Source organism: Streptomyces sp. NBRC 110028 (genome assembly GCF_001417735.1).
Lineage (GTDB): Bacteria > Actinomycetota > Actinomycetes > Streptomycetales > Streptomycetaceae > Streptomyces.
Window position 1 is genome coordinate 402,284 of record NZ_BBUZ01000027.1, and the last position, 21,645, is coordinate 423,928.

Here is a 21,645-nt window from a genome sequence, read left to right on the forward strand (position 1 = left end):
GCAGCGAAAGGTCACAGGTGAACGCAGCCGAAGCGGCGCTCTCCGGAGCGCTCGCGTCTCCGGGAGTGGTGGGTGTCCGTCTGGTGGACGCGGTCACCGGGCTCCACTACGCCACGGCGGGGGACGCCGACGCCGTCGGCCGGGGCGACGAACTCGCGGAAACGGTCAGTCTGATCAGCGACCGGCTGAACCAGGCGGGCGCGGCGGGGGAGCTGGAGAGCGTGGTCGTCACCAGCTCGCGCTTCCACCACATCACCCAGGTGGTGCCGCGGGGCCAGGACCCGCTGCTGCTGTGCGCCTCGGCCGACCGCGACCGCACCAATCTCGCCCTCGCCATGCGGCACATGGCCGATCAGGCCAAGGCCGTGCTGACATGAGCGACGGCACCGAGCGCCATCGCACGTCGCCGCGCAATGTCCCCGGCCTGCTGCTCTCGCTCCAGCAGGATCGTTTCAGCGGGGTCGTGGTCGTCTCCGGGTCGATCGGCGGAACGATTCATCTGCACGACGGGGCGATCCGCGCGATCGAGACCCCCGGGGCGCCCACCGTGGAGGCGCTGCTGCTGAAGTCCCGGCGGATCGGCGAGGTGGAGTGGGACGCCGCCTGCACCGCGGCAGGCCCCGGCGGACGGCTCGACGCGACGCTCGTGGAGCAAGGTCACATCGGCGCCGCCGAACTCGAGGTCCTGTGCGTGGGCGCCCTCTACGACGCCGCCTTCGCCATGGCGCTCAGCACCCCCGACAGCTGGCAGGTCGACCGGGAGGCGCCCGGCCCCCGGCTGAGCCACCAAGAGGGCACCGATCCCCGGCGGCTCACCGAGGAGACCAGCCGCCGGGTGCGGCAGCTGGCCACGTCCCTCGGCTCGGTACGGGAGTTCGGCCAGGAGCGGATCCGGCCGTCCGCCCGCGCCACCGCCGGGATCGGACGGCTCTCCGCCCGCTACCGCGACATCCTCCTCAGCGCCGACGGACGCCGGACACCCCGGGACATCGCCTTCGCACTGGGCCGCGGCGTCTATGCGGTGATGCTCGACATCTCCCGTATGAAGGCGCTTCAGCTCATCCAGCCGGAGCCCCCGCAGGCTCCGGCCACCGCGCCCCGCGTCGCGCCCCGCGACCCCGGTGCGGAGCCCCCGCGCGCCGTGGCCCCCACCGGCGGCGGACTGCCCAGACGCACCCCGGCCGACCGACGGCCGGAGAGCGCCGGCTGACCCCGGCGCGGACAGCGACTTCCACGGGCACCGGGTGCCCGTGGGCCGTGTTCCCCGTGGAAACACCGCGGGTTTCAGGAGTTCCACCGGCTCGCATCACAGCCGCAGCACAGGGCCGCAGCTCATGGCCGCAGCCCGGAGCAGCAGCCCACGGCCGCGGCGACGGCGGGCCCCGACGGAGTCCGAGGAGGACCCCCATGACCAACCCCCCACCCGCCGCCGGCGCGTCGTCCGGCGACCTCGTCAAGGAACTGGCCGGTCTGCGCGGGCAGGTCCTGGGCATCTCCGAGAGCATCATCGCCACCACCGACGGACTGCTGGTGGCCGCCGACACCGCCGATGTGCAGCCGGAGTCCCTGGCCGCCCTCTCCGCGGCCTCGCTCGCGCTGGGCAAGCGCTCCGCCGCCGAAGTGGGGCTGGGCAGCCTGCGCGAGGTGGTCACCCGGTGCAGCGGCGGTTACAGCGTCGTCCTGGCCGTCGGCGAACAGGCCCTGCTGGTGATCCTCGGCGACGAGGGCCTGGACCTGGCCGCGCTGCGCCGGGAAGCCCCGGCCGCCGTGGAACGGCTCGGCGGTCTGCTGGCCTGACCGTACGGCCGGCTCCGGCCGGTCAAGTGGCCCCGCCGGTAAACCGGTTGCGGGCGCGGACCCCCGGTGCTGGGGTGACCGGATGGACCTTGACGACGTACGGGAGCTGTTCGACCGGCAGCTGAGACAGGGAGCGTGGGCCGACGGACCCGGGACCCGGGTCGAGCGCGTGAACGGGGTGGTGCGGCAGACCGGCGCCGCGGACGACTGGAACGGCGTCCGCTGGTCGGACCTGGACGCCTCCACGGCGGACGCGGAAATCGCGGCGCAGATCCGGTACTTCGCCGCCCGGGGGCAGGCCTTCGAGTGGAAGCTGTACGCCCATGACCGGCCCGGCGACCTCGGCGGGCGGCTCGCGGCGGCCGGTTTCGCCGCCGAGCCCGAGGAGACGGTGATGGTCGCGCCCGTGGGGGATCTGCCCACCGCCGTCGAACTCCCCGAGGGGCTGCGGCTGCTCCGGGTCACCGACGCCGCGGGGGTGGACCTCATGGTGGACGTCCACGCGCGGGCGTTCGGCACCGACAGCGGCCATCTCCGGCACCGGCTGCTGACCCGGCTGCGCGAGGCGCCGGACACGGTCGTCCCGGTCGTGGCCATGGCCGGTGACCGGCCGGTGAGCGCCGCGCGGATGGAACTGCCCGCGGGAGCGGACTTCGCCGGGCTGTGGGGCGGCGGCACCGTGGCGGAGTGGCGCGGCCGGGGCCTGTACCGGGCCCTGATCGCCTTCCGCGCCCGGATCGCCGCCGAGCGCGGCTACCGCTACCTGCAGGTCGACGCGTCCGACCAGAGCCGCCCGATCCTGGAGCGGCTCGGCTTCGTGCCGCTGACCACCACCACGCCGTACCTGTACGGCAGCTAGGATCCCGACTGCCGTTCCCGCCCGCCGTTCCGGTGGCGTTGTCGGTGGTGTGCTCTACGGTCATGCCATGATCACGCCTGACGATGTCCGCCGGATCGCGCTGTCGCTGCCGCAGACCACCGAGAAGATCGCCTGGTCGATGCCCACCTTCCGGGTCGCCGGGAAGATGTTCGCCACGCTCCCCGAGGACGAGACCTCGATGGCCGTCCGATGCCCCAAGGTGGAGCGGGACGAACTCGCGCTCGCCGAGCCGGAGAAGTTCTGGATCGCCGACCACGAGGCGGGCTTCGCCTGGGTGCGGGTGCGGCTCGCCGCCCTGGAGGACCTGGACGAGCTGCGGGACATCCTCGTCGATTCCTGGCGGCAGGCCGCGCCGACCGCGCTGCTCGACGCGCTGCCGGACCCCGGCGCCGCGACCTCGGACTGACGCCCTCCCACGACGCGCCTCCTCGCAATGCCCGGGTATATGCGTTCGAAGAGGTAACCGACACAGGTGAAATGCCCGACTCTTTCGGGCTATCGGAGTGCTTGCTTCCGCTCTTCGCGGTTCTCTGGAAGGAGACCAGCGAGGGAGGTCGCATGGTGCACGGCCGTGAGACGAACCGCCGCGCTGCCCCCGGTCGGCCGTGCACCGTCCTGATGATCGCGCTGCTGGCGATCACCCTGCTGCACGGTCTGCTCACCCTCGGTGCCGTCCATCCGCCGCCACCCTCCGCGCACCGCTGCGGGCCCGGCGTCCTGGCGCCGGTCGCGGCGTCGGAGGAGGACGATCCGTCCACCCCGCGCCCGGCCGCCCGCGCCGCCCATGAGCTGGGCCGCCACCCGGCCGGTCATCCCGGGAACGCCTGCGCCGCCGCGGTCGGCTCCCACCGGTCCCTCCCCACGGCCCCCCTGCACCTCGCCGTCGCCGTCGTCCGCGCTCGTGCCACGGACCGTACGGCGGCCACCGCCGTGTCAGGCTCCGCCGCCGACGCCGCGCCCCGCCGGCTCCCCGCACGGGACGTCGTTCTGCGCTGCTGAGCGGGCCCCGGGCCGTTCCGCCATCCCCATCCCTCCCGCATCTCCCGTATGCGCCGCCGCACGGGCGGAGCGCGGGTGCGGTACGGCCTGCCCCGGATCAGCCAACCGCCGTCCGACACCGCAGGAGCCCCCGCATGCCCATCGACGTCTACGCCGCCATGGGTGCACTGGTGCGCGCCGAAGCCGCACGCCGGTCCACCGTCCCCGCCCAGTCCGACGCCACCGCACCCCCGATCGAGCCGCCCGAGGCCGTCCCCGTCCCCGTGCCCGCCCCGCCCGCGAGCGCGCCGCCCCGTACCGCCGCGTCGCCCCCCGTGGCCCGGCCGCCCCGTACGGCCGTGCACGCCCCGGTGCCGCGCCGCGGCGGGTTTCTGCGGTCCCTGCGCACGGCATGGCGCGATGTGTGGGGTGTGTGTCGTTGACGCCATGACGGGTGGGAACGCAGCCTGGAGGGGTGAACGAGCGACGCATCGTCTTCGTGATCTTCGACGGGTTCCAGTCCCTCGATCTCACCGGACCGCATGAGGTGTTCCAGTACGCCGGCACCCTCGCCGGCGGCTACCGCCGCCAGATCGTGGCACCCCGCCCGGGGCCGGTGGTGTCGTCCAGCGGACTGCCGGTGCACGCCGCGCACGGGGTGGCCGACCTCGACCCCGGCGGCGTCGACACCCTGGTGGTGGCGGGCGGCACCGGGGTCGACCGGGCGTGCCACGACCCGGCGCTGACCGGGTGGATCGCCGAGGCCGCGGCCGGTGCCCGCCGGATCACCTCGGTGTGCAGCGGAGTGTTCCTGCTCGCCGCCGCCGGACTCCTCGACGGGCTCCGGGTGACCACCCACTGGGGGCGCGCGGAGCAACTCGCCCGGGAGCAGCCCGGTCTGCGGGTCGACTGCGACCCCATCTTCATCCGGGACGGCCGGGTGTGGACCTCGGCCGGGGTGACGGCCGGGATGGATCTCGCACTCGCCCTGGTGGAGGCGGATCTGGGGCGGGAGGTGGCCCACGCCGTCGCCCGCGAGATGGTGCTGTTCCTGCGCCGTCCCGGCGGTCAGTCCCAGTTCAGCGTGGGGCTGTGGTCGGCGCAGCCCGCCACCGACTCCCTGCGCGCCGTGGTGTCCGCGATCCACGCGGACCCCGGCGCCCGGCACGGCATCGCCGAACTGGCGGCGTGCGCCGGGCTGAGCCCCCGCCATCTGCAGCGCAGGTTCACCGCCGAACTGGGCACCCCGCCCGCGGTCTATGTGGAGCGCGTGCGCGTGGAGGCGGCGCAGCGTGCGCTCGCCGGGGGCGACGACCCGGTGGAGACCATCGCCCGGCGGTACGGCTTCGGCACCGCCGAGACCCTGCGCCGCGCGTTCCACCGGCACGTCGGCGTCGCGCCGTCCGACTACCGGGACCGATTCCGATCCACCAAGGAGCAGATATGACGACGTACGGACTGCTGGTCTTCGAGGGTGCCGAGGAGCTCGACTTCACCGGCCCCTGGGAGGTGTTCACCATCTCCTCGATGCTGCGCGGCCACGCCGACACCGCCGTCCTCATCGCCGAACGGCCCGGCGCCGTCCGCTGCAACAAGGGCATGCGGGTGCTGCCGGACCACACGCTGGACGACCACCCGCCCCTGGACGTCATGCTGGTGCCCGGTGGCAACGGCACCCGCCGCGAGGTGTCCAACCCGGCCGTCACCGACTGGATCCGCCGCACCTCCGCGGCCGCCACCTGGACCACCAGCGTCTGCACCGGGGCGCTGCTCCTGCACGAGGCGGGCCCGGCGCGCGGCCGCAGGGTCGCCACCCACCATCTCTTCGAGGACACGCTGGAGGCGCGCGGCGACGTCACGGTGGTGCGCGACGCGCGGTACGTCGTGGACGGCACCCTGCTCACCAGTCAGGGCGTCTCGGCCGGGATCGACATGGCGCTGTGGCTCGTCGGCCGTCTCCACGGTGTGGACCACGCCCGCGCCGTACGCCGCCACATCCAGTACGAGCCCGCACCGCCGTACCTCGCCGACGAGCCGTCATCGGCCGTGGGAGACATCGGTGCGGCGGTCTAGTCCTTCGCTCGTCAGGATCGCGCTCGCGACCACATCGAAGAGGTGATCGGCACGCGGCGCGAGCGAGGGTTGATCGCCGAGCCACGCGAGCGCCGCGATCAGGGCGAACAGATCGGTGCCGTCGATGTCCGTCCGCGCCGAACCCGCGGCCTGAGCGCGGGTGAGGAGCCGCGTGCCGGCCGCGCGGAGAGTGACGCACGAAGCGTGGAGCGCGGACTCGGTGTCCTCGATGGCGGCCGCCATCAGCACGGTCACGCCCCGGTACTCGGTGGTCCACCCGACGCAGTCGCGCAGCCAGGAGACGAGAGCGTCTTCGGGCGAGCCCGACGTCTCGACCCGGTCCGCCTTCGCCGTCAGCTCCTCGAAGCTGGTGTGGAGCAAGGCCTCGAGCAGCGCCTCGCGCGTCGGGAAGTGACGGAGCAGCGTCGCGAGCCCCACACCGGCCCTGCGCGCGATGTCGCGCAGCGATACGTCGACGCCTTGCTCGGCGATGGCGGCGCCCGCGACGGCGAGTAGGTGGTCCCGGTTCTTCCTGGCGTCGGCCCGCATCTGTCCCTCTTGACTATCCGGATCAGTGGTCCATGTATTCGGATCAGTGGTCCGGATAACCGGATCGCTGATCCGATCAGCGTATCCCCTGGTAGGGGCGGGAGAAAATGATGCCGACACACACGATGAGGGCGATCCGGCTGCATGAGTTCGGCGGCCCCGAGGTGCTGCGTTACGAGGAGGTGCCGGTTCCCGAACCCGGTCCGGGCGAGGTGCTCGTCCGTGTGCGCGCGGTCGGTGTCAACCCGCCCGACTGGTACGCGCGGGAGGGAATGCCCGACGTGCCTCCCGAGCTCAAGCCCCCCGTCGATCTCCCCCTGATTCCGGGGACCGACGTCTCGGGCGTCGTGGCGGCCGTCGCCGCCGATGTCAGCGGCTTCGCGGTCGGGGACGAGGTGATCGGCCTCCTGCGCTTCCCCACCGTTCTCCAGGGCAGCGCCTACGCCGAGTTCGTCACCGCGCCGACGTCCGACCTCGCCCGCAAGCCGGCCGCCATCGACCATGTGCACGCCGCCGGGCTGCCCATGTCGGGGCTGACGGCGTGGCAGTTCCTGATCGAGCTCGGCCACGATCACCCCTCGCCGTTCCAGGAGGCCCGGCACCGCCCGATGGCACTCGACGGCGGGACCACGGTGCTCATCAACGGCGCCGCCGGTGGCGTGGGGCACCTCGCCCTCCAGCTGGCCAAGTGGAAGGGAGCCCGTGTCATCGCCGTGGCCTCCGGCGCCCACGAGACGTTCCTGCGCGAGCTGGGTGCCGACGAGTTCATCGACTACACCAAGGAGCGGCCCGAGGAAGCCGTCCGCGGCGTCGATCTCGTCCTGGACACCGTCGGAGGTCCCGGCAGCAGGCGCTTCCTGCGCACGCTCAAGCGCGGCGGGTCCCTCTACCCGGTGTACTTCGGCGCGTTCGACGACAAGGAGAACGCGGAGCTGGGGGTCACGGTCACGGCCACCCAGGTCCGCTCGAACGGCGCGCAACTCGCCGAACTGGGGCGCCTGCTCGACACGGGCGCCGTTCGCGTCGCGATGGACAGCACGTTCGCGCTCGCGGACGCCCGGGCGGCACACGAGCGCGCCGCCCGAGGGCACATCCGGGGGAAGATCGTGCTCACGGTGGACCAGGGCTGAGCTGTTTCACATCGGCGCCGACGCCCGCACCCGTGCCCTCCGCCCCCTCCCTCGCCCCGAGCCGGCCTGCCGGGTCGGGGCGGCCGGTTGATCGCGCCGGAGCCTTATTGCGTACGATCCGCAGGTGCATGAATTCAGCATCAGGACCGCGACAGCCGACGACCTCGACGCCGCCCGCGGGGTGATGCTCGACACCGTCTACCGCGACTTCGGGACGGGGTACGTACCGCGCTGGCACGCCGACATCATCGATCCCGGCGCCGCCTATCTGCGGTCGCCACGGCACACGCTGCTGGTCGCGGTGGACGAGCGGGACGGGACGGTCGCCGGGACCGCGGCCCTCGACTCCCGGGGCCCGGTCCATCCTCCCAACCCCGCGTGGCTGGCGGAGCGGTACCCGTCGGGGGAGACCGCCCAGCTGCGCCGGGTGTACGTACGGCCCGAGTGCCGCCGCCAGGGGCTGGCCCGCCGGCTGGTGCGCGCGCTGCTCGACTTCGCCGCGGCCGACGGCGGTTACCGCGCCGTCTATCTGCACACCGACCCGGCCGTGCCCGGCGCCGAGCCGTTCTGGCGGTCGCTGGGGAAGGCCGTGTGCGACGAGCGGGAGGGGTCGGGGGAGGGCCGGGTCCTGCACTTCGAGGTCCCGATGGCCTGACCGTCCGGCGACGGTCTGGCCGAACCCCATGAGGTTGATGGAAATGATTATCATGTAGCCTCACTCTTCCCGCTCCGCGCAGCATCTGGAGAACCTGACCCATGCCCCCTGCCCGCCGCCGGACGGCCGCCGCTCTGCTGCTCGCCCCGCTGCTCTCCGGCTGCTTCGCCTCCCCGGACGGCACGGCGTACGACGCGACCGGTGGCTCCGGCGTGGGAGGCGGCGACCGGCTGCGGGTCGCGATGGCCTTCCCGCCCGCCGAGCGCTTCTCCCCGTACGGCGCCGACGCCACCCTGCTCAGCCGGCTCGGCGTCACCGAAGGGCTGACCCGTCTGGACGGCAACGGCTCCGCGTCGCCCGCGCTCGCCGAGTCCTGGACCCGGGAGGGCCGCCGCGGCTGGTTGTTCACCCTGCGCGAGGCCCGGTTCCAGGACGGCACCGCCGTCACCTCCAAGGCCGTCGCGGGCGCCCTGAACAGCGCGGCGCACGCCGACCCGGTGCCCGCCGCGCTCTCCGGGGTCGAACTCACCGCCAGACCCGCGGGGAAGCGGCGGGTCCGCCTCACCACCGAGGCCGAATACCCCGCGCTGCCGCTCACGCTCTCCAGCCCGAGCCTGGCCATCCTCTCCCCGAAGGCATACGGCTCCCCGAAGGCGCACGGCAGGACGGCCGCCCCCGATCCGGCCGGCACCGCCACCGGGCCCTTCGTACTCGCCCGGTCCGCCGGCGCCACCCGGACCGCCCTCAACCGCTTCGACGACTACTGGGGCGGCCTCGCCCACGCCTCCGGCATCGACGTCCGCTTCATCGCCGACGGCACCGCCCGCACCAACGCCCTGCGCACCGGCGAGGCGGACATCGCCGAGGCCGTGCCGGTCTCCCAGGCGGCCACCCTCGACAAGCCCACCGTCCGGGAAGTCCCCACCGCCCGGACCACCGCCCTCTTCCTCAACACCCGCTCCGGCCCCTTCGCCGACCCGAAGGTCCGCGCCGCCGCCCGCGAGGCCGTGGGGCCCGGCGTGTTCGCGCGGGGGGTGTACGAGGGCCACGCCGACCCCGGCCAGGGCGTGTTCGGCCCCGCCCTGTCCTGGGCCGCGGGCGAACACCCCGCGCCCGCGGGACGCCCCGCGGCCGCACGGGTCGAGAACACCTCCATCACCCTGGGCACCTACGACAACCGGCCCGAGCTGCCCGAGGCCGCCCAGGTGCTGCAACAACAGCTGGAGAAGGCCGGATTCACGGTGAAGCTGGAGGTCCGGGAGTACTCCCGGCTGGAGGGCGACGCGCTCGCGGGCACGTTCGACGCCGTCCTCGCCGCGCGCAACACCATGCTCGACACCGGCGACCCCGTGTCCTATCTCGCCAGCGACTTCACCTGCCACGGCAGCTACAACCTGGCCGGGCTGTGCGACAAGGCCGTGGACCGGGCCGTCGCCGAGGCCGACTCCCGCGCCGACATCGACGAGCGGCACAGCGCCTCGCTCGACGCCCAGACCGCCGTCCTCCGCACCGACGCCGTCGTACCGCTGGTGCATCAGCGCATCATCCACGGCGTCGGCAGTGCGGTACGGGGAGTGCGGCTCGACCCGTACGAGCGCACCCTCATCGGCCCCGGTACGCACCGTTGACCGGCATGCGCCGCACCGCGGCCACCACCGGCGGACGGCCCACCGCGCTGAGCGCGCTGTGGCGCGCCGCGCTCGCCCTCCTGCTGCTGTGCGGCATCGGACTGCTGCCCTGGCTGTCCCGCACCGACCCCGCCCGCACCGTGCTCAAGGCGCGCGCGGCCGACCGCGATCCCACCCCCGAGGTGCTGGACGCCATCCGCCGCGACCTCGACCTGGACGCCGGGCCGTCGCACCTCCTGGGGCATTGGCTCGGCGGACTGGCCCACGGCGACGCGGGCACGTCCTGGCTCTCCGGCACGCCCGTGGCCCCCATGGTCGCCCAGGCCCTCGGCTGCTCCCTGCTGCTGATGGCCGGGGCGCTGACGGTCGCGCTGGCCACGGCAGGCGCGGTGTGCGCGCGCACCCTGTGGCGCGGCGCCCGGCGACGGCCACTGCCGCGCGGCGCGGGCAGCGGCGGCGCGCTCCTCGCCGCGCTGCCGGAATTCCTGATCGCCTCCGTCCTGGCCGCCGTCATCGGGGTGCGGCTCGGCTGGCTGCCCGCCGTCGGCTGGTACGGCTGGGCCTGGATGCCGCTGCCCGCGCTCGCGCTCGGCCTGCCCGTCGGCGCGGCACTCGGCCGCATCCTGGACGACGTCCTGCCCGGCGCCTTCGCCGAGCCCTGGGTGCGGGCCGCCGTCGCGCGCGGCCTCCCCGCCCGGCGCATCGCCCGGCAGACGCTGCGCCGGGCCGTCCCCGGGGTGCTGCCCAACCTGGGCCTGTTCGTGGTCGGCTTCACCGGCGGCGCGGTCGCCGTCGAGCAGGTCTTCGACATCCCCGGGCTCGGCCGGCTCACCCTCCAGGCGGCCCTGGCCCAGGACCTGCCGGTCCTCCAGACCGGAACCCTCGTGCTCATCGTGTTCGCCACCGCCGCCGGTGGCCTCGCCCGCCTCGCGGCCCGGCTGCTGCTCGGCCCGGCGTCGCGCGACGGCGAACTGCCCACCCTCCACCACCCGTCCGGGCCGCCCGCCCGCGCGCTGCCCCTGCTGTACGGGGCCGTCCTGCTGGCCGTCGTCGCCCTCGGCGCGCTCCGCGACCCGATGGCCCTGGACACCGCCGCCCGGCTCGACGGCCCGTCCTGGCGGCACCCGTTCGGTACGGACGCGCTCGGCCGCGATCTGCTGGCCCGGGTGGGGCACGGCGCCCTCACCACCCTCGCCCTCGCCCTCGCGGTGAGCGCCTGCGCCCTGGCCGTGGGGCTGCTGCTCGGCATGGTGCCCCGGCTGGCGGGCGGGCTCGTGGAGACCGCCAACGCCGTACCGCCCGTGCTCGCCGGGCTGCTGGTCGCGGGCGCGGCCGGGGCCGGGCCTTCCACGCCCGCGCTCGCCGTCGCCGCCGTCGCCTGGGCGCCCCTGGCCGCGCACACCGCCGCCCTGCTGAGCCAGGAGCGCGCCGCCACCCACCTCGCCGCCACGCGCGCCCTCGGCGCGGGCCGCCGCCATCTGTTCCGCCGCCATCTGCTGCCCGCCGTGCTGCCGCCGGTGGCACGCCACGCGCTGCTGCGGCTGCCCGCCGTGGCGCTGGCCCTGGCCTCCCTCGGCTTCCTGGGCCTCGGCGCCCAGCCGCCGTCCCCCGAGTGGGGTCGGCTCCTGGCCGAAAACCACCCCTACGCCGAGCGAGCGCCCTGGGCCGTGCTCACCCCCGCCGCCGCGCTCGCCCTGCTGGGGATGGTGGCCGTCACCTCGGCCGGAGGAGTGCGATGGCCGGGTCGGCGGACGCGGCGGTCGGCCGCCCCCGGATGTCGATCAGTTACAACATCGGTGTGATGCTCTTCGGCGGCACCACCCCCGTCATGATCGTCTGGCTCGTCGACCTCACCGGTGACAAGCTCGCCATCACCTGGTATCTGGCCGCTCTCGCCGCCCTCAGCCTGGCCGCCGTGGCGATCGCGCGCCGCCGGTTCGGCATCCGCTGATCCACGGTCGTGTGACGAAACGGGGTGGCGCGGGAGGCGGGGGAAGGCGTAAGTAGTAGATGTGGATATTCGGCAGGGTCTCCAGGACCGTGGCCGGCCAGAGCCGCAGGGGAGGCGGGCCCTGGTCGCGATCCCGCTGGCACTCGTCGTCCTGATCGTGCTCGGCGATGTGTTCGGCCCTGCGGGCGTCCGGCTCAGCCCCCTGCTGATCGCCGCCCCCGCCATGACGGCGTCCTTCGCCGGACCCCTGCTCACGGGCAGTATCGGACTGGTGGCGATAGGCTCCCAGATCGGGATCAACGCCGGGCAGGACCGGCTGACCGCGCCCAACCGGATGACGGAACTCCTCACCCTGATCATGGTCTCCGCCCTCATCGTGCTGTTCCGCGCCGTGCTCGACCGCCACGCCCGCGAACTGAGCCGGGTCCGGGCGGTGGCCGACGTGGCGCAGAAGGTCCTGCTGCGCCCGCTGCCCGACCGGGTCGGCCCGCTGCGGATCGCCTCCGTGTACCTCGCCGCCGAACCGGGCGCGGAGATAGGCGGCGACCTGTACGCGGCGGCCCGCACCTCGTACGGCACCCGCCTGATCATCGGCGATGTGCGCGGCAGCGGCCTCACCGCCGTCGCGGACGCCTCACTGGTGCTCGGCGCCTTCCGCGCGATCGCCCACTGGCCCGTACCGCTGCCCGAACTCGTCTCACACCTGGACGCCGCCCTGTCCGCGGAGCGGACCGAACCCACCGACCGGGCGCCGGGGGCGGGGGAGTCGTTCGTCACCGCCGCCGTGCTGGAGATCCCGGACGACCAGCCGGTGGTACGGATGGTCAACTGCGGACACCCGCCGCCGTTCCTGCTGCGCGACTCCACCATCAAGGCCCTCGAAGGGCGCGCCCCCGCGCTGCCGCTGGGCCTCGGCGACCTCGCGGCCGGCCGCTACCGGGTCGAGGACTACCCCTTCGAACCGGGTGATCTGCTGCTGCTCTACACCGACGGTGTGATCGAGGCGCGCGACGCCGACGGCACCTTCTACCCGCTCACCGAACGGCTCCACATCTGGGACGGCGAGGGGCCCCGGCGTTTCGTGGACCACCTGCGCCGTGACCTGCTCGCCCACATCGGCGGCCACCAGGGCGACGACGCCGCCCTGGTCGTCCTGGAACGCCGCCACCCGGAAAGCTGACCGCCGCGCGAACCACCGCTAAAGTGGTGATATGGGCAGCGGGAACGACGGCCCTGACGACTTCGGGCCAGACCCACTCGGCGACTTCCTCGCACGCTTCCTCGGCACCGGGCCCGGCGGGCAGCGGTCCGACCGCCATGTCGACTTCGGCCGGCTGATGAGCGAGACCGCACGCCATCTCGTCTCCTCCGCCGCGTCATACGCGGCCGAACACGGCAGCACCGATCTCGACACCGAACATCTGCTGCGGGCGGCTCTCAGCGCCGAACCCACCCGCACCATGGTCTCCCGCGCCGGGGCCGACCCCGACAGGCTCGCCGCCGAAATCGACCGGCAGGCCGGGGACGGACCGCCACGCGGCTCGGTCGCCGTCACGCCCGCCGTCAAGCGGGCGCTGCTCGACGCCCATGAGATCGCCCGGGCCCGCGGCTCGTCGTACATCGGCCCCGAACACGTCCTCATCGCCCTCGCCGCCAACCGGGACTCCACCGCCGGGCAGATCCTCCACGCCGCCCACTTCGAACCCCGCGGCGCACCCCCGGCCGGCCGCCCCGTCCCGGGCCCCGGCCCCGACCAGCGGCCCATGCCGGACCACCGCGCCACCCCCACCCTCGACCGGTACGGCCGCGATCTGACCGACCTCGCCCGGGAGGGCCGCGTCGACCCGGTGATCGGCCGCGACGAGGAGATCGAGCAGAGCATCGAGGTGCTGGCCCGGCGCGGTAAGAACAACCCCGTACTGATCGGCGAGGCGGGCGTCGGCAAGACCGCCGTCGTCGAGGGACTGGCCCAGCGCATCGCCGACGCCGACGTCCCCGACATCCTGCTCGGCCGCCACGTCATCCAGCTCGACTTCGCGGGCATCGTGGCCGGGACCCGCTACCGCGGCGACTTCGAACAGCGCCTCACCGCCATCATCGACGAGATCCGTGCCCACTCCGACGAACTCATCATCTTCATCGACGAACTGCACACCGTCGTCGGCGCGGGCGGCGGCTCCGAGGGCGGCACGATGGACGCCAGCAATCTGCTCAAACCCGCCCTCGCCCGCGGCGAGCTGCACGTCATGGGCGCCAGCACACTCCAGGAGTACCGCCGGTACATCGAGAAGGACGCCGCGCTCGCCCGCCGCTTCCAGCCCATCATGGTCCCCGAACCCACCCCCACGGCCGCCGTCTCCATCCTGCAGGGGCTCCGCGACCGCCACGAGGCACACCACCAGGTCCGCTACACCGACGAGGCACTGCTCGCGGCCGTCGAACTCGCCGACCGCTACCTCGCCGACCGCTTCCTCCCGGACAAGGCCATCGACCTGATGGACCAGGCCGGCGCCCGGGTACGGCTGCGCTCCAGCGCCCGCGGCACCGATCTGCGCGCCCTGGAGCGCGAGCTCGAACAGCTGACCCGCGACAAGGACCAGGCCGTCGCCTCCGAGAGTTATGAGCGCGCCACCGCCCTGCGCGACCGCATCGCCGAACTCGGCGCCCGTATCTCCGAGGGATCCGGCACCCAGTTCCACGGCTCCCGGGTCTCCGAAGTCACCGTCGAGGACATCGCCGACATCGTCTCCCGGCAGACCGGCATCCCCGTCAGCAGCCTCACCCAGGAGGAGCGCGAGCGGCTGCTCGGCCTCGAAGAACACCTCCACAAGCGGGTCATCGGCCAGGAGGAGGCCGTCGCCGCCGTCGCCGACGCCGTGCTGCGCTCCCGGGCCGGACTCGCCGACCCCCACCGCCCCAGCGGCAGCTTCCTCTTCCTCGGCCCCACCGGCGTCGGCAAGACCGAACTCGCCCGCGCCCTCGCCGAGGCGCTCTTCGGCAGCGAGGACCGGATGGTCCGCCTCGACATGAGCGAATACCAGGAGAAGCACACCGTCAGCAGACTCGTCGGCGCGCCACCCGGATACGTCGGCCACGAGGAGGCCGGACAGCTGACCGAGGCGGTGCGCAGACAGCCGTACGCGCTGCTGCTCATGGACGAGGTGGAAAAGGCCCACGCGGACGTGTTCAACATCCTGCTCCAGGTGCTCGACGACGGCAGGCTGACCGACGCCCAGGGCCGTACCATCGACTTCAAGAACACCGTCATCGTCATGACCAGCAACCTCGGCTCCGAGGCCATCACCGGGCGTGGCGCCGTCCTCGGCTTCGGCGGCGGCGACGCCGAGGCCGACGAGGCGTCCCGCCGCGAGCGGGTGCTGCGCCCGCTGCGCGAACACTTCCGGCCCGAATTCCTCAACCGCATCGACGAGATCGTGATCTTCCGCAGGCTCGCCGACGAACAACTGCGCCAGATCACCGATGTGCTGCTGGAGGAGACCCGCCGCCGGATGCGCGCCCAGGACATCCCGGTCGACTTCACCCCCGCCGCGGTGGACTGGCTGGCCCGCCACGGCCACCAGCCGGAGTACGGCGCCCGCCCGCTGCGCCGTACGATCCAGCGTGAGGTCGACAATCCGCTCTCCCGGATGCTGCTCGGCGGCGAGCTGCGGCCGCACAGTCCGGTCGAAGTCGACGTGGAGAACGACACGTTGGCGTTCCACATCGAGCAGGAGCCCGCGGCCAACTGACCGTCAGCGCCCCATGGTCAGGCCGTCCTTCTTCGCGCCCCGGCTGAGGACCGCCTCCTGGATGGTGGACAGGGCGTGGGTGTAGCGGCTGTTACCGGGGCTCTTCTCCAGCGCCCGGGGGAGGTTGACCACGGAGATCGGGTCGTTGTCCACGGCGTGCGGGATGAACTCCGCCTTCTCCACCTCCCACGGCTCGCCCCGCGCGGTGGGCGGGGCGAAGGTGAAGCGGGCCGCCGAGCCCATCTGCCCGCGCTCGTCCGGCATCACGCCCGCGACCTGGTCACCCATGCCGTAGACCACCCAGGTGCCGTTGACCTTCTCGTACGCCTGGGGGACATGGGCATGGGTGCCGATGATGAGGTCGATGTCGCGGCGGCCGTGGCTCCGGGACGCGGTGAGCTTCTTGGCGAGGGACAGCTGAAGCTTGTCCGGCGCCTCCTGCCACTCGGTGCCCCAGTGCGTGGACACCACGACCACATCGGCCCCGGCACGGCGGGCGGCCCGGGCGTCCTTGATGATGCGATCGGCGTCGATGAGGTTGACGGTCCAGGGCTTCCCCTCGGGCACCGGGACGCCGTTGGTGCCGTACGCGTAGGCCAGCTGGGCCACCTTGGCGCCACCGGCCTCCATGAGGGCCGGGGTGGCGCTCTCCCGGGCGGACCGGGCCGATCCGGTGTGCCGGACACCGGCCTTGTCGAGAGCGTCGAGGGTGCGGGTCACGCCCTCCGTCCCGGCGTCCAGGGTGTGGTTGGAGGCCGTGGAGCAGGAGTCGTAGCCGAGCTTGCTGATCGCCTCGGCGATCTGGGGCGGGGTCTTGAACGTGGGATATCCGGTGAACGGCCCGCCCGCCGCCCCGTACACCGTCTCCATGTGGCAGATCGCCAGGTCGGCCTTGGCGACCACGGGCGCGGCCCCGGCCAGCATGCGGTGGAAGTCGTAGTCCTCGCCGCCGGAGTCGGCGCGCGCCTGACGGATGACGGAGGCGTGGGCGAGGAGATCGCCGGTGGCCACCAGGGTGAACTTCTTCCGGGGCTCGGCGCGTTCCACGCCCGCTGTCTCGGAGGGCTTCTGTTCGGCGTGGCCGGTGGCGGGGCCGCCGTCACTGCCGCACGCGGTGGCCGTGGCGGTGGCGAGCAGAGCGGCCACGAATATCGCCGTTCGGTGGCGTCGGTGAGGGAACACGTTTCACTCCGCACTCACGAGGGGCAAATGGGTGGATTGTCGTATTTATACGTACGACAGAAGATCACCCAGCGGTGCGGTGCCGAGCTTCACCGGAACGGCAGAGCGGAAACACTCCATGAGCCCACAGCGTGGGCGCGATCTTGCCGTGGACGTGGCGTACGGCCCGCAGTGCCACGGCGTCGCGGATCTCCTCCATCGGGAACGTCGCGGCGATGGGCACGGTGATCCGGCCGGAGAGGATCGCGTCGGCACGCCGAGCGCGAGCGCGGTCCCGGCCGCCCCGGTACCGAACAGGTCCGTCGCGGCGGTCACGCCACCGGGGCCCGGGGCCCGTACCCGGCCCGCGAACCCCGGGCCGTACGCCACGGCCGCGCCGCCGATCAGGACGGCGGCGACCCGCCACCGCGTCTCACCCCGGCCGGCGTGCGGCTCCGGAGCGTCTCGCGGCGCCGTCACGCCGTTCGAAGCGGTGGCTCATGCTCTGCTGACGCTCATCCACGCCGCGCGGCCACCGGCACGGTGACACGGCTGGCCGTCAGGTCGACGGTCACCTCGGCCCCGGTGGGGTCCTCGAAGTAGAGGAAGTCGGCGTCGGTGCCCGCGAGGACGAGACCGAGCCGGTGGCCGGGCTCGATCCGGTAGTCGTTCGGCAGCGTCCGCCAGGCGATGCGGTAGGACGCCCCCGGGGTCAGCGGTTCGGGTGTGGTCACGGAGTGCCGGTTCTGCGCGTCCATCCAGCCCCGGGCGATCACCTCGGAGGGGCCGCGCACCGTCACATTGGCCGTCTTCTTGTAGCACGCGTCGTCCGCGGCGGTGCTCTCCCCGTGGCAGGACTCCTCGGCGAGTCCGCGCAGCCCGTCGTGGATGCCGTTCAGCGGATCGTTGCGCGCCCAGTCGATCCGTTCGGCCGCGCCGTAGTCGACCAGCAGCGCGGTGAGGTTCGATGTCGGCTTGTCGAGCCTGACCCTGAGGTCCACGGTCGGGGTGCCCGAGAGCCGTACGCCGCTGCGCAGCGGCGGGGTGACAAACGCGAGCCTGCCGGGACGGGCGGTGGCCGGGTCCGCGGTGAGGTCCGCCTCGCTCAGCTTGAGGTCGGTGAAGGCGCCGGTGCTCGTGCCGGTGGCTGGACGGAGTGCCAGCGAGCGGTCGGGCTTCGGATGCAGGGACACCGGGGAGGTGCGGGCCGGCCAGTCGGCCCGGGTGGTCCAGGTGGTGGGATCGGACTGCAGGTCCACCCGGGGCTCGTCCATGATGCCGTTCCGGATGCCGTACAGCCAGTGGTCGAACCACCGGTGCATGGTGTCGACCCAGCGGGCGCGCCGCCCGGGCCAGTCGAACGGGTCGGTGTGGCCGTAGCGTCCGAGCCACAGCTTGCGCGGTACGCCGCGCTCGGCCAGCGGGGTCCACCAGTTGGCCAGCTGGTCGATCCGCACGTTGTAGTCGCTGAGGTCGTGGACGGCGAAGACGCTCGCCCGCACCTTGCTCACCTGGGGAGCGGGCGGCGTGAGGTAGTCGCGCTCCCTCCAGTAATCGTTGTAGTCGCCGGTGGCGTCGTCCTCGCCCGCGGCCAGCCGGTCGCGCACCGCCTGGCACTTCGCGGGCGGGTCCGAATCCAGCGAACCGGCCAGCCAGGGGCCGAACCCGTTCCAGTGCTTGGCGCCGTTGGTCCGGGCGAAGTCGTACCAGGAGCTGATCCCGGAAATCGGGACGATCGTCTCCAGCCCCTTCACTCCGGTGCCCGCCACGGCGTTCGCCAGGGTCCCCTCGTAGGAGTGGCCGATCATTCCGGTCCTCCCGCTGGACCAGGTGGCCTTCACCTCGCTGCCGTCGGCCCGGCGGGCGGTGGTCCGGCCGCCCAGCCAGTCGATCGCCGACGTGGCGGCGGCGACGTCGGCCTTGCCGCCGGCGGTGGGACAGCCGTCGGATCTGCCGGTGCCGGTCACGTCGACGTCGACGACGGCGTAGCCACGGGGGACGAAGTAATTGTCGTAGAACAGGGGGAACGCGGCGGGGGAGCCGTCGGCGGCGTAGGTCTTCCTCTCCGCCTCGAAGCCCCGGCCGACGGTGTCGTTGTACGGGCTGGCCAGCATGATGACCGGCACCTTGAGCCCCCGTTCGGTCTCCCGGGGGCGGATGACGTCCACGGCCACGCGGTCCCTGGCGCCGTCACCGTCGCTGTCGACGGGGGTCTGGACCATGAGGTGTTCCCGGATGGCGTTCTGGTAGGAGAACACCGGCTGGGTACGGCCCCGGGCCACGGTGACCGAGGGCCCGGGGGAGGGGCGTGCCGCGGCGGGGCCGGTGGCGGTGGCGGCCAGAGACGCCGATATCGCGACCGCGACGACCGCGGCCCCTCGCCATCGTGTGATGAGCACGCGGTCCTCCTGATTGCGTGAGTCCTGCTGACCGGAAGAGTCCTGTCGCGCCGAGGGGGCGCCGGACCGATCGGCCATCGGTCCGGCGCCCCCTCGGGGGAGGTCTTCCGAGCCCGGCGGCTACTCGGCGATTTTGGTGCGCATGATCCAGCGAAAGACCGCCGGGACGAGGTCGCCGTCAACGAGTTCGAAATGCTCGTATCCATTGCGGTGCTGGATTTTGAGCTTCCTGGCGGCTAGGGACGACCGCCCGGTCCGGTGCGCCCGGGGAAGATCCTCCGGGCCCCCTTCGAGGACGACCTCGATCGGGCCGCTGTCGGGAAAATATGTGCTCTGTTCCGTCATCTGTTCACCCGTCACCTGTTCACCTCGCCCCTCGTGGATCGGCGATGTACCGGACCTGGCAGCGCCTTCACGCGGGGACCTGCAGTTCGAGCCGGTCATCCGAGGTGAGGATGGCCCGCTGCATGTCCTGAAGGGCCCGGCACGGTTCGAGTCCGAGTTCCTCATTCAGCGTCTTCCGCGCCGTCTGATACACATGCAGGGCGTCCGCCCGCCGACCGCAGCGGTAGAGCGCCAGCATCAGCTGACGATGCAGTGCCTCCCGCAGCGGATGCTCGGTGGTCAGCTGGTACAGATCACTCACCAGTTCGCGATGGCGGCCGAGCATCAGCCTCGAATCGGTCAGCATTTCGACACATTCCAGGCGGGCTTCCTTCAGCCAGGTCTGAAAACCCTCGAGAATCGGGCCGTGACACACATCATCGAGCAGTGGATCACGCCAGAGGTCGAGCGCGCTTTCGAAATTGGCCGTGGCCTGCTTGTAGCGCCGCTCCCTGAGGTGATCCCGGCCCTCGCCCACCAGCCGTTCGAAACAGTGGAAATCGAGGTCGTCGGAGCCCAGGCGCAGAACATATCCCGGGGGGCGGGTGAGAACCGGGCTTTCGCTCTGCTGGGGCCGGCGCAGGAACTTGCGGATCTGGGAGACGTACACATGAAGGCCCGCGATCGCCCGGCGTGGTGGGTCCTCGCCCCAGATCTCCGTGATGAGCTGGTCGATCGGGACCACCTGATCCGCCCGGACCAGGAGGACGGTCAACAGGACTTCGATCTTCCGTGCCCTGATGGATAATTTCCGCCCCTCCTCGGCCACCCGGAGAGGCCCCATGATCTCATATCGCACTACGTGCCCCGTCCGAGTCGCCGATGCGTGCGGTCATGGGACAGTCGGCGACGTTGCCGGAAATCCCCGCGAGATGGTTCGTCTTTTCGTGCCCGCCCGGGGGTGGCGCCTGTCTCCTGGAGACGAACGAATGTGCGGGCCTGTGTCGCATCCGTACCGCTGAGCCGCCCGCCTGTGGGAAGTGGACCGACTGTTTATCGCCGCACGGGGACGGACAGTGCTGCCGGATCCGCTTACTCACGTCGTTCGCGACTGCCATTACTCACCCCTCTTTATCACTGACCTGCCGGTGCTTCAGAAACCGCGAACCCGCAGTTCACTGCCCATGGCAGGTGCCCTTCGTTCTGAGCGAGTCCTATGACTACCCCCCTCACCTAGAATCTGAATATACAAGCCCTGGAGGCGTCGCCTCGGAAAGGCGTGGATTCGAGGACGAGTGGAAGATCAGGGTCCGGATATCTCGGCCTTGAGTGAGAAGTGGGAAATCGCGGGACTTCAGGGGCCGGTCGCCCCGTGGAAACCGGCCCCGGAATCCTTGGTCAAAGCTTGTGGGCCACCACGATCGCACAACCGGCACTGGGCACCGTGGGCAGCGCCGACTTGGCGGCGTCGAGCACTTCCTGAACGCTCACCCCGTGCCGCTCCTCGAACTCCCGGCGGCACTTCAGAATACCGTCGATCATGCGGCTGGCGGTGTCCTTGGTGTACTCGGTGACATCGTTCAGCTCGTCCAGCAGCAGCCCGGCGTCGCTGATCAGACCGGGCCAGTCCGCCAGTCCGGTCAGCGAGGTGACCGCGCCGGGATCGTTCTCCGGCCGATAGCTGCCATCGCTCGGCGCGGTCACATCCGTCAGCACCAGCCGGCCGCCGGGCGCCAGCACCCGGGCCATCTCGCGCAGCGCCGTGGGCCGGTGCATGTGGTTGATGGACTCGAACGCGAGGACCGCGTCGAACGACGCCTCCCCGAAGGGCATGGCCATGGCATCGGCGTACTGGAACGACACCTGGTCGGACATGCGCTCGCCGCGCGCCGCCTCGGTCGCCTGCCTGACCTGAAGCTCGCTGATGGTGATCCCCAGAACACTGGCCCCGGTCGACGACGCCACCCGCAGCGCCGGCTTGCCGATACCGCAGCCCACATCCAGCACCCGGTCTCCCGGCCCCACCCGCAGTCGCTCGATGAGCAGATCCGTGAAGCGGTCCGTCGCCTCCCGGACCGAGCTGGTATCGGATGGGCCGTCCCAGTAGCCGAAGTGGAAGTTGTCGTCCCACGCCATCTGCAGCAGCGGTCCGAGCGAACTGTAGTAGTCCGACACCTGGCCGCCTGGCGGCGCGGGTGATGGGGATGTCATGGCACTCCTCCTGTGTGCTCGGCGCTTCGTACGGCCGTCAAGTGGCCACGGGGCCCACCTGTTCAGCGATGGTCCGGGGTTCCGGTAACGCGTCTCTAAAGTCACCGGCCGCGGGCTTTTGGTCTGCCTTTAGAACCGCGCCCCACGATGGGCCACGTGC

The 21,645-nt window shown here is 72.4% G+C and carries 22 protein-coding genes; 16 read left to right on the forward strand and 6 right to left on the reverse strand.

All coding sequences use genetic code 11. The features are described from left to right. Window positions 1-17: 17 nt before the first annotated feature. From ASC60_RS19035 to ASC60_RS19075, 9 genes are all read left to right on the forward strand, one after another. Window positions 18-377: a hypothetical protein gene (locus tag ASC60_RS19035; RefSeq protein ID WP_234357014.1), complete on the forward strand. Its 360-nt coding sequence runs from the start codon at window positions 18-20 to the stop codon at window positions 375-377. Next, complete coding sequence (locus ASC60_RS19040; RefSeq protein ID WP_055552416.1) at window positions 374-1,210, forward strand: hypothetical protein; 837 nt, start codon at window positions 374-376, stop codon at window positions 1,208-1,210. Before ASC60_RS19035 ends, ASC60_RS19040 begins: the two co-directional genes overlap by 4 nt. 197 nt (window positions 1,211-1,407) lie before the next feature. Further along, window positions 1,408-1,797, forward strand: coding sequence for a roadblock/LC7 domain-containing protein (locus ASC60_RS19045; RefSeq protein ID WP_055552418.1), 390 nt, complete (start codon window positions 1,408-1,410; stop codon window positions 1,795-1,797). An 82-nt stretch (window positions 1,798-1,879) separates the two neighbouring features. Continuing rightward, entirely contained in the window at window positions 1,880-2,656 is a 777-nt protein-coding gene (locus tag ASC60_RS19050; RefSeq protein WP_055552420.1) for a GNAT family N-acetyltransferase, read from the forward strand. Between the two features lie 67 nt (window positions 2,657-2,723). Further along, entirely contained in the window at window positions 2,724-3,083 is a 360-nt protein-coding gene (locus tag ASC60_RS19055) for an MmcQ/YjbR family DNA-binding protein (protein ID WP_055552422.1), read from the forward strand. A gap of 152 nt (window positions 3,084-3,235) precedes the next feature. Continuing rightward, on the forward strand, window positions 3,236-3,676 hold the full coding sequence (locus ASC60_RS40865) for a hypothetical protein (RefSeq protein ID WP_055552423.1): 441 nt from the start codon (window positions 3,236-3,238) through the stop codon (window positions 3,674-3,676). Window positions 3,677-3,810: 134 nt separating this feature from the next. Next, window positions 3,811-4,098, forward strand: a complete 288-nt coding sequence (locus ASC60_RS19065) for a hypothetical protein (protein WP_055552425.1) — start codon at window positions 3,811-3,813, stop codon at window positions 4,096-4,098. Between the two features lie 32 nt (window positions 4,099-4,130). After that, on the forward strand, window positions 4,131-5,102 hold the full coding sequence (locus tag ASC60_RS19070) for a GlxA family transcriptional regulator (protein WP_055552427.1): 972 nt from the start codon (window positions 4,131-4,133) through the stop codon (window positions 5,100-5,102). Then, window positions 5,099-5,728 carry a DJ-1/PfpI family protein gene (locus ASC60_RS19075; RefSeq protein ID WP_055552429.1) on the forward strand — a complete coding sequence of 210 codons (630 nt, stop codon included), beginning with the start codon at window positions 5,099-5,101 and terminating at the stop codon, window positions 5,726-5,728. Before ASC60_RS19070 ends, ASC60_RS19075 begins: the two co-directional genes overlap by 4 nt. Here the strand turns inward: ASC60_RS19075 and ASC60_RS19080 are convergent. Next, a complete protein-coding gene (locus ASC60_RS19080; protein ID WP_055552431.1) occupies window positions 5,693-6,277 on the reverse strand; it encodes a TetR/AcrR family transcriptional regulator in 585 nt (194 codons plus the stop codon). The two genes, ASC60_RS19075 and ASC60_RS19080, sit on opposite strands and share 36 nt — an antisense overlap. A 110-nt stretch (window positions 6,278-6,387) precedes the next feature. Between ASC60_RS19080 and ASC60_RS19085 the strand changes: the two genes are divergently transcribed. The 7 genes from ASC60_RS19085 to ASC60_RS19115 all read left to right on the forward strand — a co-directional run bounded on the left by ASC60_RS19085 (window position 6,388) and on the right by ASC60_RS19115 (window position 15,390). After that, entirely contained in the window at window positions 6,388-7,407 is a 1,020-nt protein-coding gene (locus tag ASC60_RS19085; protein ID WP_079038477.1) for an NADP-dependent oxidoreductase, read from the forward strand. Window positions 7,408-7,531: 124 nt separating this feature from the next. Then, a complete protein-coding gene (locus ASC60_RS19090; RefSeq protein WP_055552435.1) occupies window positions 7,532-8,062 on the forward strand; it encodes a GNAT family N-acetyltransferase in 531 nt (176 codons plus the stop codon). A 101-nt stretch (window positions 8,063-8,163) separates the two neighbouring features. Further along, complete coding sequence (locus ASC60_RS19095) at window positions 8,164-9,690, forward strand: ABC transporter substrate-binding protein (protein WP_055552437.1); 1,527 nt, start codon at window positions 8,164-8,166, stop codon at window positions 9,688-9,690. 5 nt (window positions 9,691-9,695) lie between these two features. Next, complete coding sequence (locus tag ASC60_RS19100; protein WP_055552439.1) at window positions 9,696-11,492, forward strand: ABC transporter permease subunit; 1,797 nt, start codon at window positions 9,696-9,698, stop codon at window positions 11,490-11,492. After that, window positions 11,492-11,641 (forward strand): hypothetical protein, encoded by a 150-nt coding sequence (locus tag ASC60_RS19105; protein WP_159043289.1) that lies wholly within the window; start codon window positions 11,492-11,494, stop codon window positions 11,639-11,641. Before ASC60_RS19100 ends, ASC60_RS19105 begins: the two co-directional genes overlap by 1 nt. Window positions 11,642-11,702: 61 nt before the next feature. After that, the gene (locus ASC60_RS19110) at window positions 11,703-12,821 is read left to right on the forward strand and encodes a PP2C family protein-serine/threonine phosphatase (RefSeq protein WP_055552443.1); all 1,119 of its coding nucleotides are present in this window, start codon (window positions 11,703-11,705) and stop codon (window positions 12,819-12,821) included. A 31-nt stretch (window positions 12,822-12,852) separates the two neighbouring features. Continuing rightward, window positions 12,853-15,390, forward strand: a complete 2,538-nt coding sequence (locus tag ASC60_RS19115; RefSeq protein ID WP_055552445.1) for an ATP-dependent Clp protease ATP-binding subunit — start codon at window positions 12,853-12,855, stop codon at window positions 15,388-15,390. Window positions 15,391-15,393: 3 nt separating this feature from the next. Here the strand turns inward: ASC60_RS19115 and ASC60_RS19120 are convergent, their stop codons facing one another. The 5 genes from ASC60_RS19120 to ASC60_RS19140 form a co-directional block, all read right to left on the reverse strand. Beyond that, window positions 15,394-16,572: a CapA family protein gene (locus ASC60_RS19120; protein ID WP_055552447.1), complete on the reverse strand. Its 1,179-nt coding sequence runs from the start codon at window positions 16,570-16,572 to the stop codon at window positions 15,394-15,396. A 494-nt stretch (window positions 16,573-17,066) separates the two neighbouring features. Further along, the gene (locus ASC60_RS19125) at window positions 17,067-18,950 is read right to left on the reverse strand and encodes a Xaa-Pro dipeptidyl-peptidase (protein ID WP_055552449.1); all 1,884 of its coding nucleotides are present in this window, start codon (window positions 18,948-18,950) and stop codon (window positions 17,067-17,069) included. A 120-nt stretch (window positions 18,951-19,070) separates the two neighbouring features. After that, window positions 19,071-19,310, reverse strand: a complete 240-nt coding sequence (locus ASC60_RS19130; protein WP_234357016.1) for a DUF5988 family protein — start codon at window positions 19,308-19,310, stop codon at window positions 19,071-19,073. A 52-nt stretch (window positions 19,311-19,362) separates the two neighbouring features. Beyond that, entirely contained in the window at window positions 19,363-20,133 is a 771-nt protein-coding gene (locus tag ASC60_RS19135) for an AfsR/SARP family transcriptional regulator (protein WP_055552451.1), read from the reverse strand. Window positions 20,134-20,672: 539 nt separating this feature from the next. Continuing rightward, the gene (locus ASC60_RS19140; protein WP_055552453.1) at window positions 20,673-21,485 is read right to left on the reverse strand and encodes a cyclopropane-fatty-acyl-phospholipid synthase family protein; all 813 of its coding nucleotides are present in this window, start codon (window positions 21,483-21,485) and stop codon (window positions 20,673-20,675) included. Between the last annotated feature and the right edge of the window lie 160 nt (window positions 21,486-21,645).

Excerpts from the sequence above, each read along its gene's own strand:
- ASC60_RS19040 (WP_055552416.1), top strand. The coding sequence starts at position 374 with ATGAGCGACGGCACCGAGCGCCATCGCACGTCGCCGCGCAATGTCCCC.
- ASC60_RS19045 (WP_055552418.1), top strand. The coding sequence starts at position 1,408 with ATGACCAACCCCCCACCCGCCGCCGGCGCGTCGTCCGGCGACCTCGTC.
- ASC60_RS19050 (WP_055552420.1), top strand. The coding sequence starts at position 1,880 with ATGGACCTTGACGACGTACGGGAGCTGTTCGACCGGCAGCTGAGACAG.
- ASC60_RS19055 (WP_055552422.1), top strand. The coding sequence starts at position 2,724 with ATGATCACGCCTGACGATGTCCGCCGGATCGCGCTGTCGCTGCCGCAG.
- ASC60_RS40865 (WP_055552423.1), top strand. The coding sequence starts at position 3,236 with ATGGTGCACGGCCGTGAGACGAACCGCCGCGCTGCCCCCGGTCGGCCG.
- ASC60_RS19065 (WP_055552425.1), top strand. The coding sequence starts at position 3,811 with ATGCCCATCGACGTCTACGCCGCCATGGGTGCACTGGTGCGCGCCGAA.
- ASC60_RS19075 (WP_055552429.1), top strand. The coding sequence starts at position 5,099 with ATGACGACGTACGGACTGCTGGTCTTCGAGGGTGCCGAGGAGCTCGAC.
- ASC60_RS19080 (WP_055552431.1), bottom strand. The coding sequence starts at position 6,277 with ATGCGGGCCGACGCCAGGAAGAACCGGGACCACCTACTCGCCGTCGCG.
- ASC60_RS19085 (WP_079038477.1), top strand. The coding sequence starts at position 6,388 with ATGCCGACACACACGATGAGGGCGATCCGGCTGCATGAGTTCGGCGGC.
- ASC60_RS19095 (WP_055552437.1), top strand. The coding sequence starts at position 8,164 with ATGCCCCCTGCCCGCCGCCGGACGGCCGCCGCTCTGCTGCTCGCCCCG.
- ASC60_RS19100 (WP_055552439.1), top strand. The coding sequence starts at position 9,696 with ATGCGCCGCACCGCGGCCACCACCGGCGGACGGCCCACCGCGCTGAGC.
- ASC60_RS19105 (WP_159043289.1), top strand. The coding sequence starts at position 11,492 with ATGCTCTTCGGCGGCACCACCCCCGTCATGATCGTCTGGCTCGTCGAC.
- ASC60_RS19115 (WP_055552445.1), top strand. The coding sequence starts at position 12,853 with ATGGGCAGCGGGAACGACGGCCCTGACGACTTCGGGCCAGACCCACTC.
- ASC60_RS19140 (WP_055552453.1), bottom strand. The coding sequence starts at position 21,485 with ATGACATCCCCATCACCCGCGCCGCCAGGCGGCCAGGTGTCGGACTAC.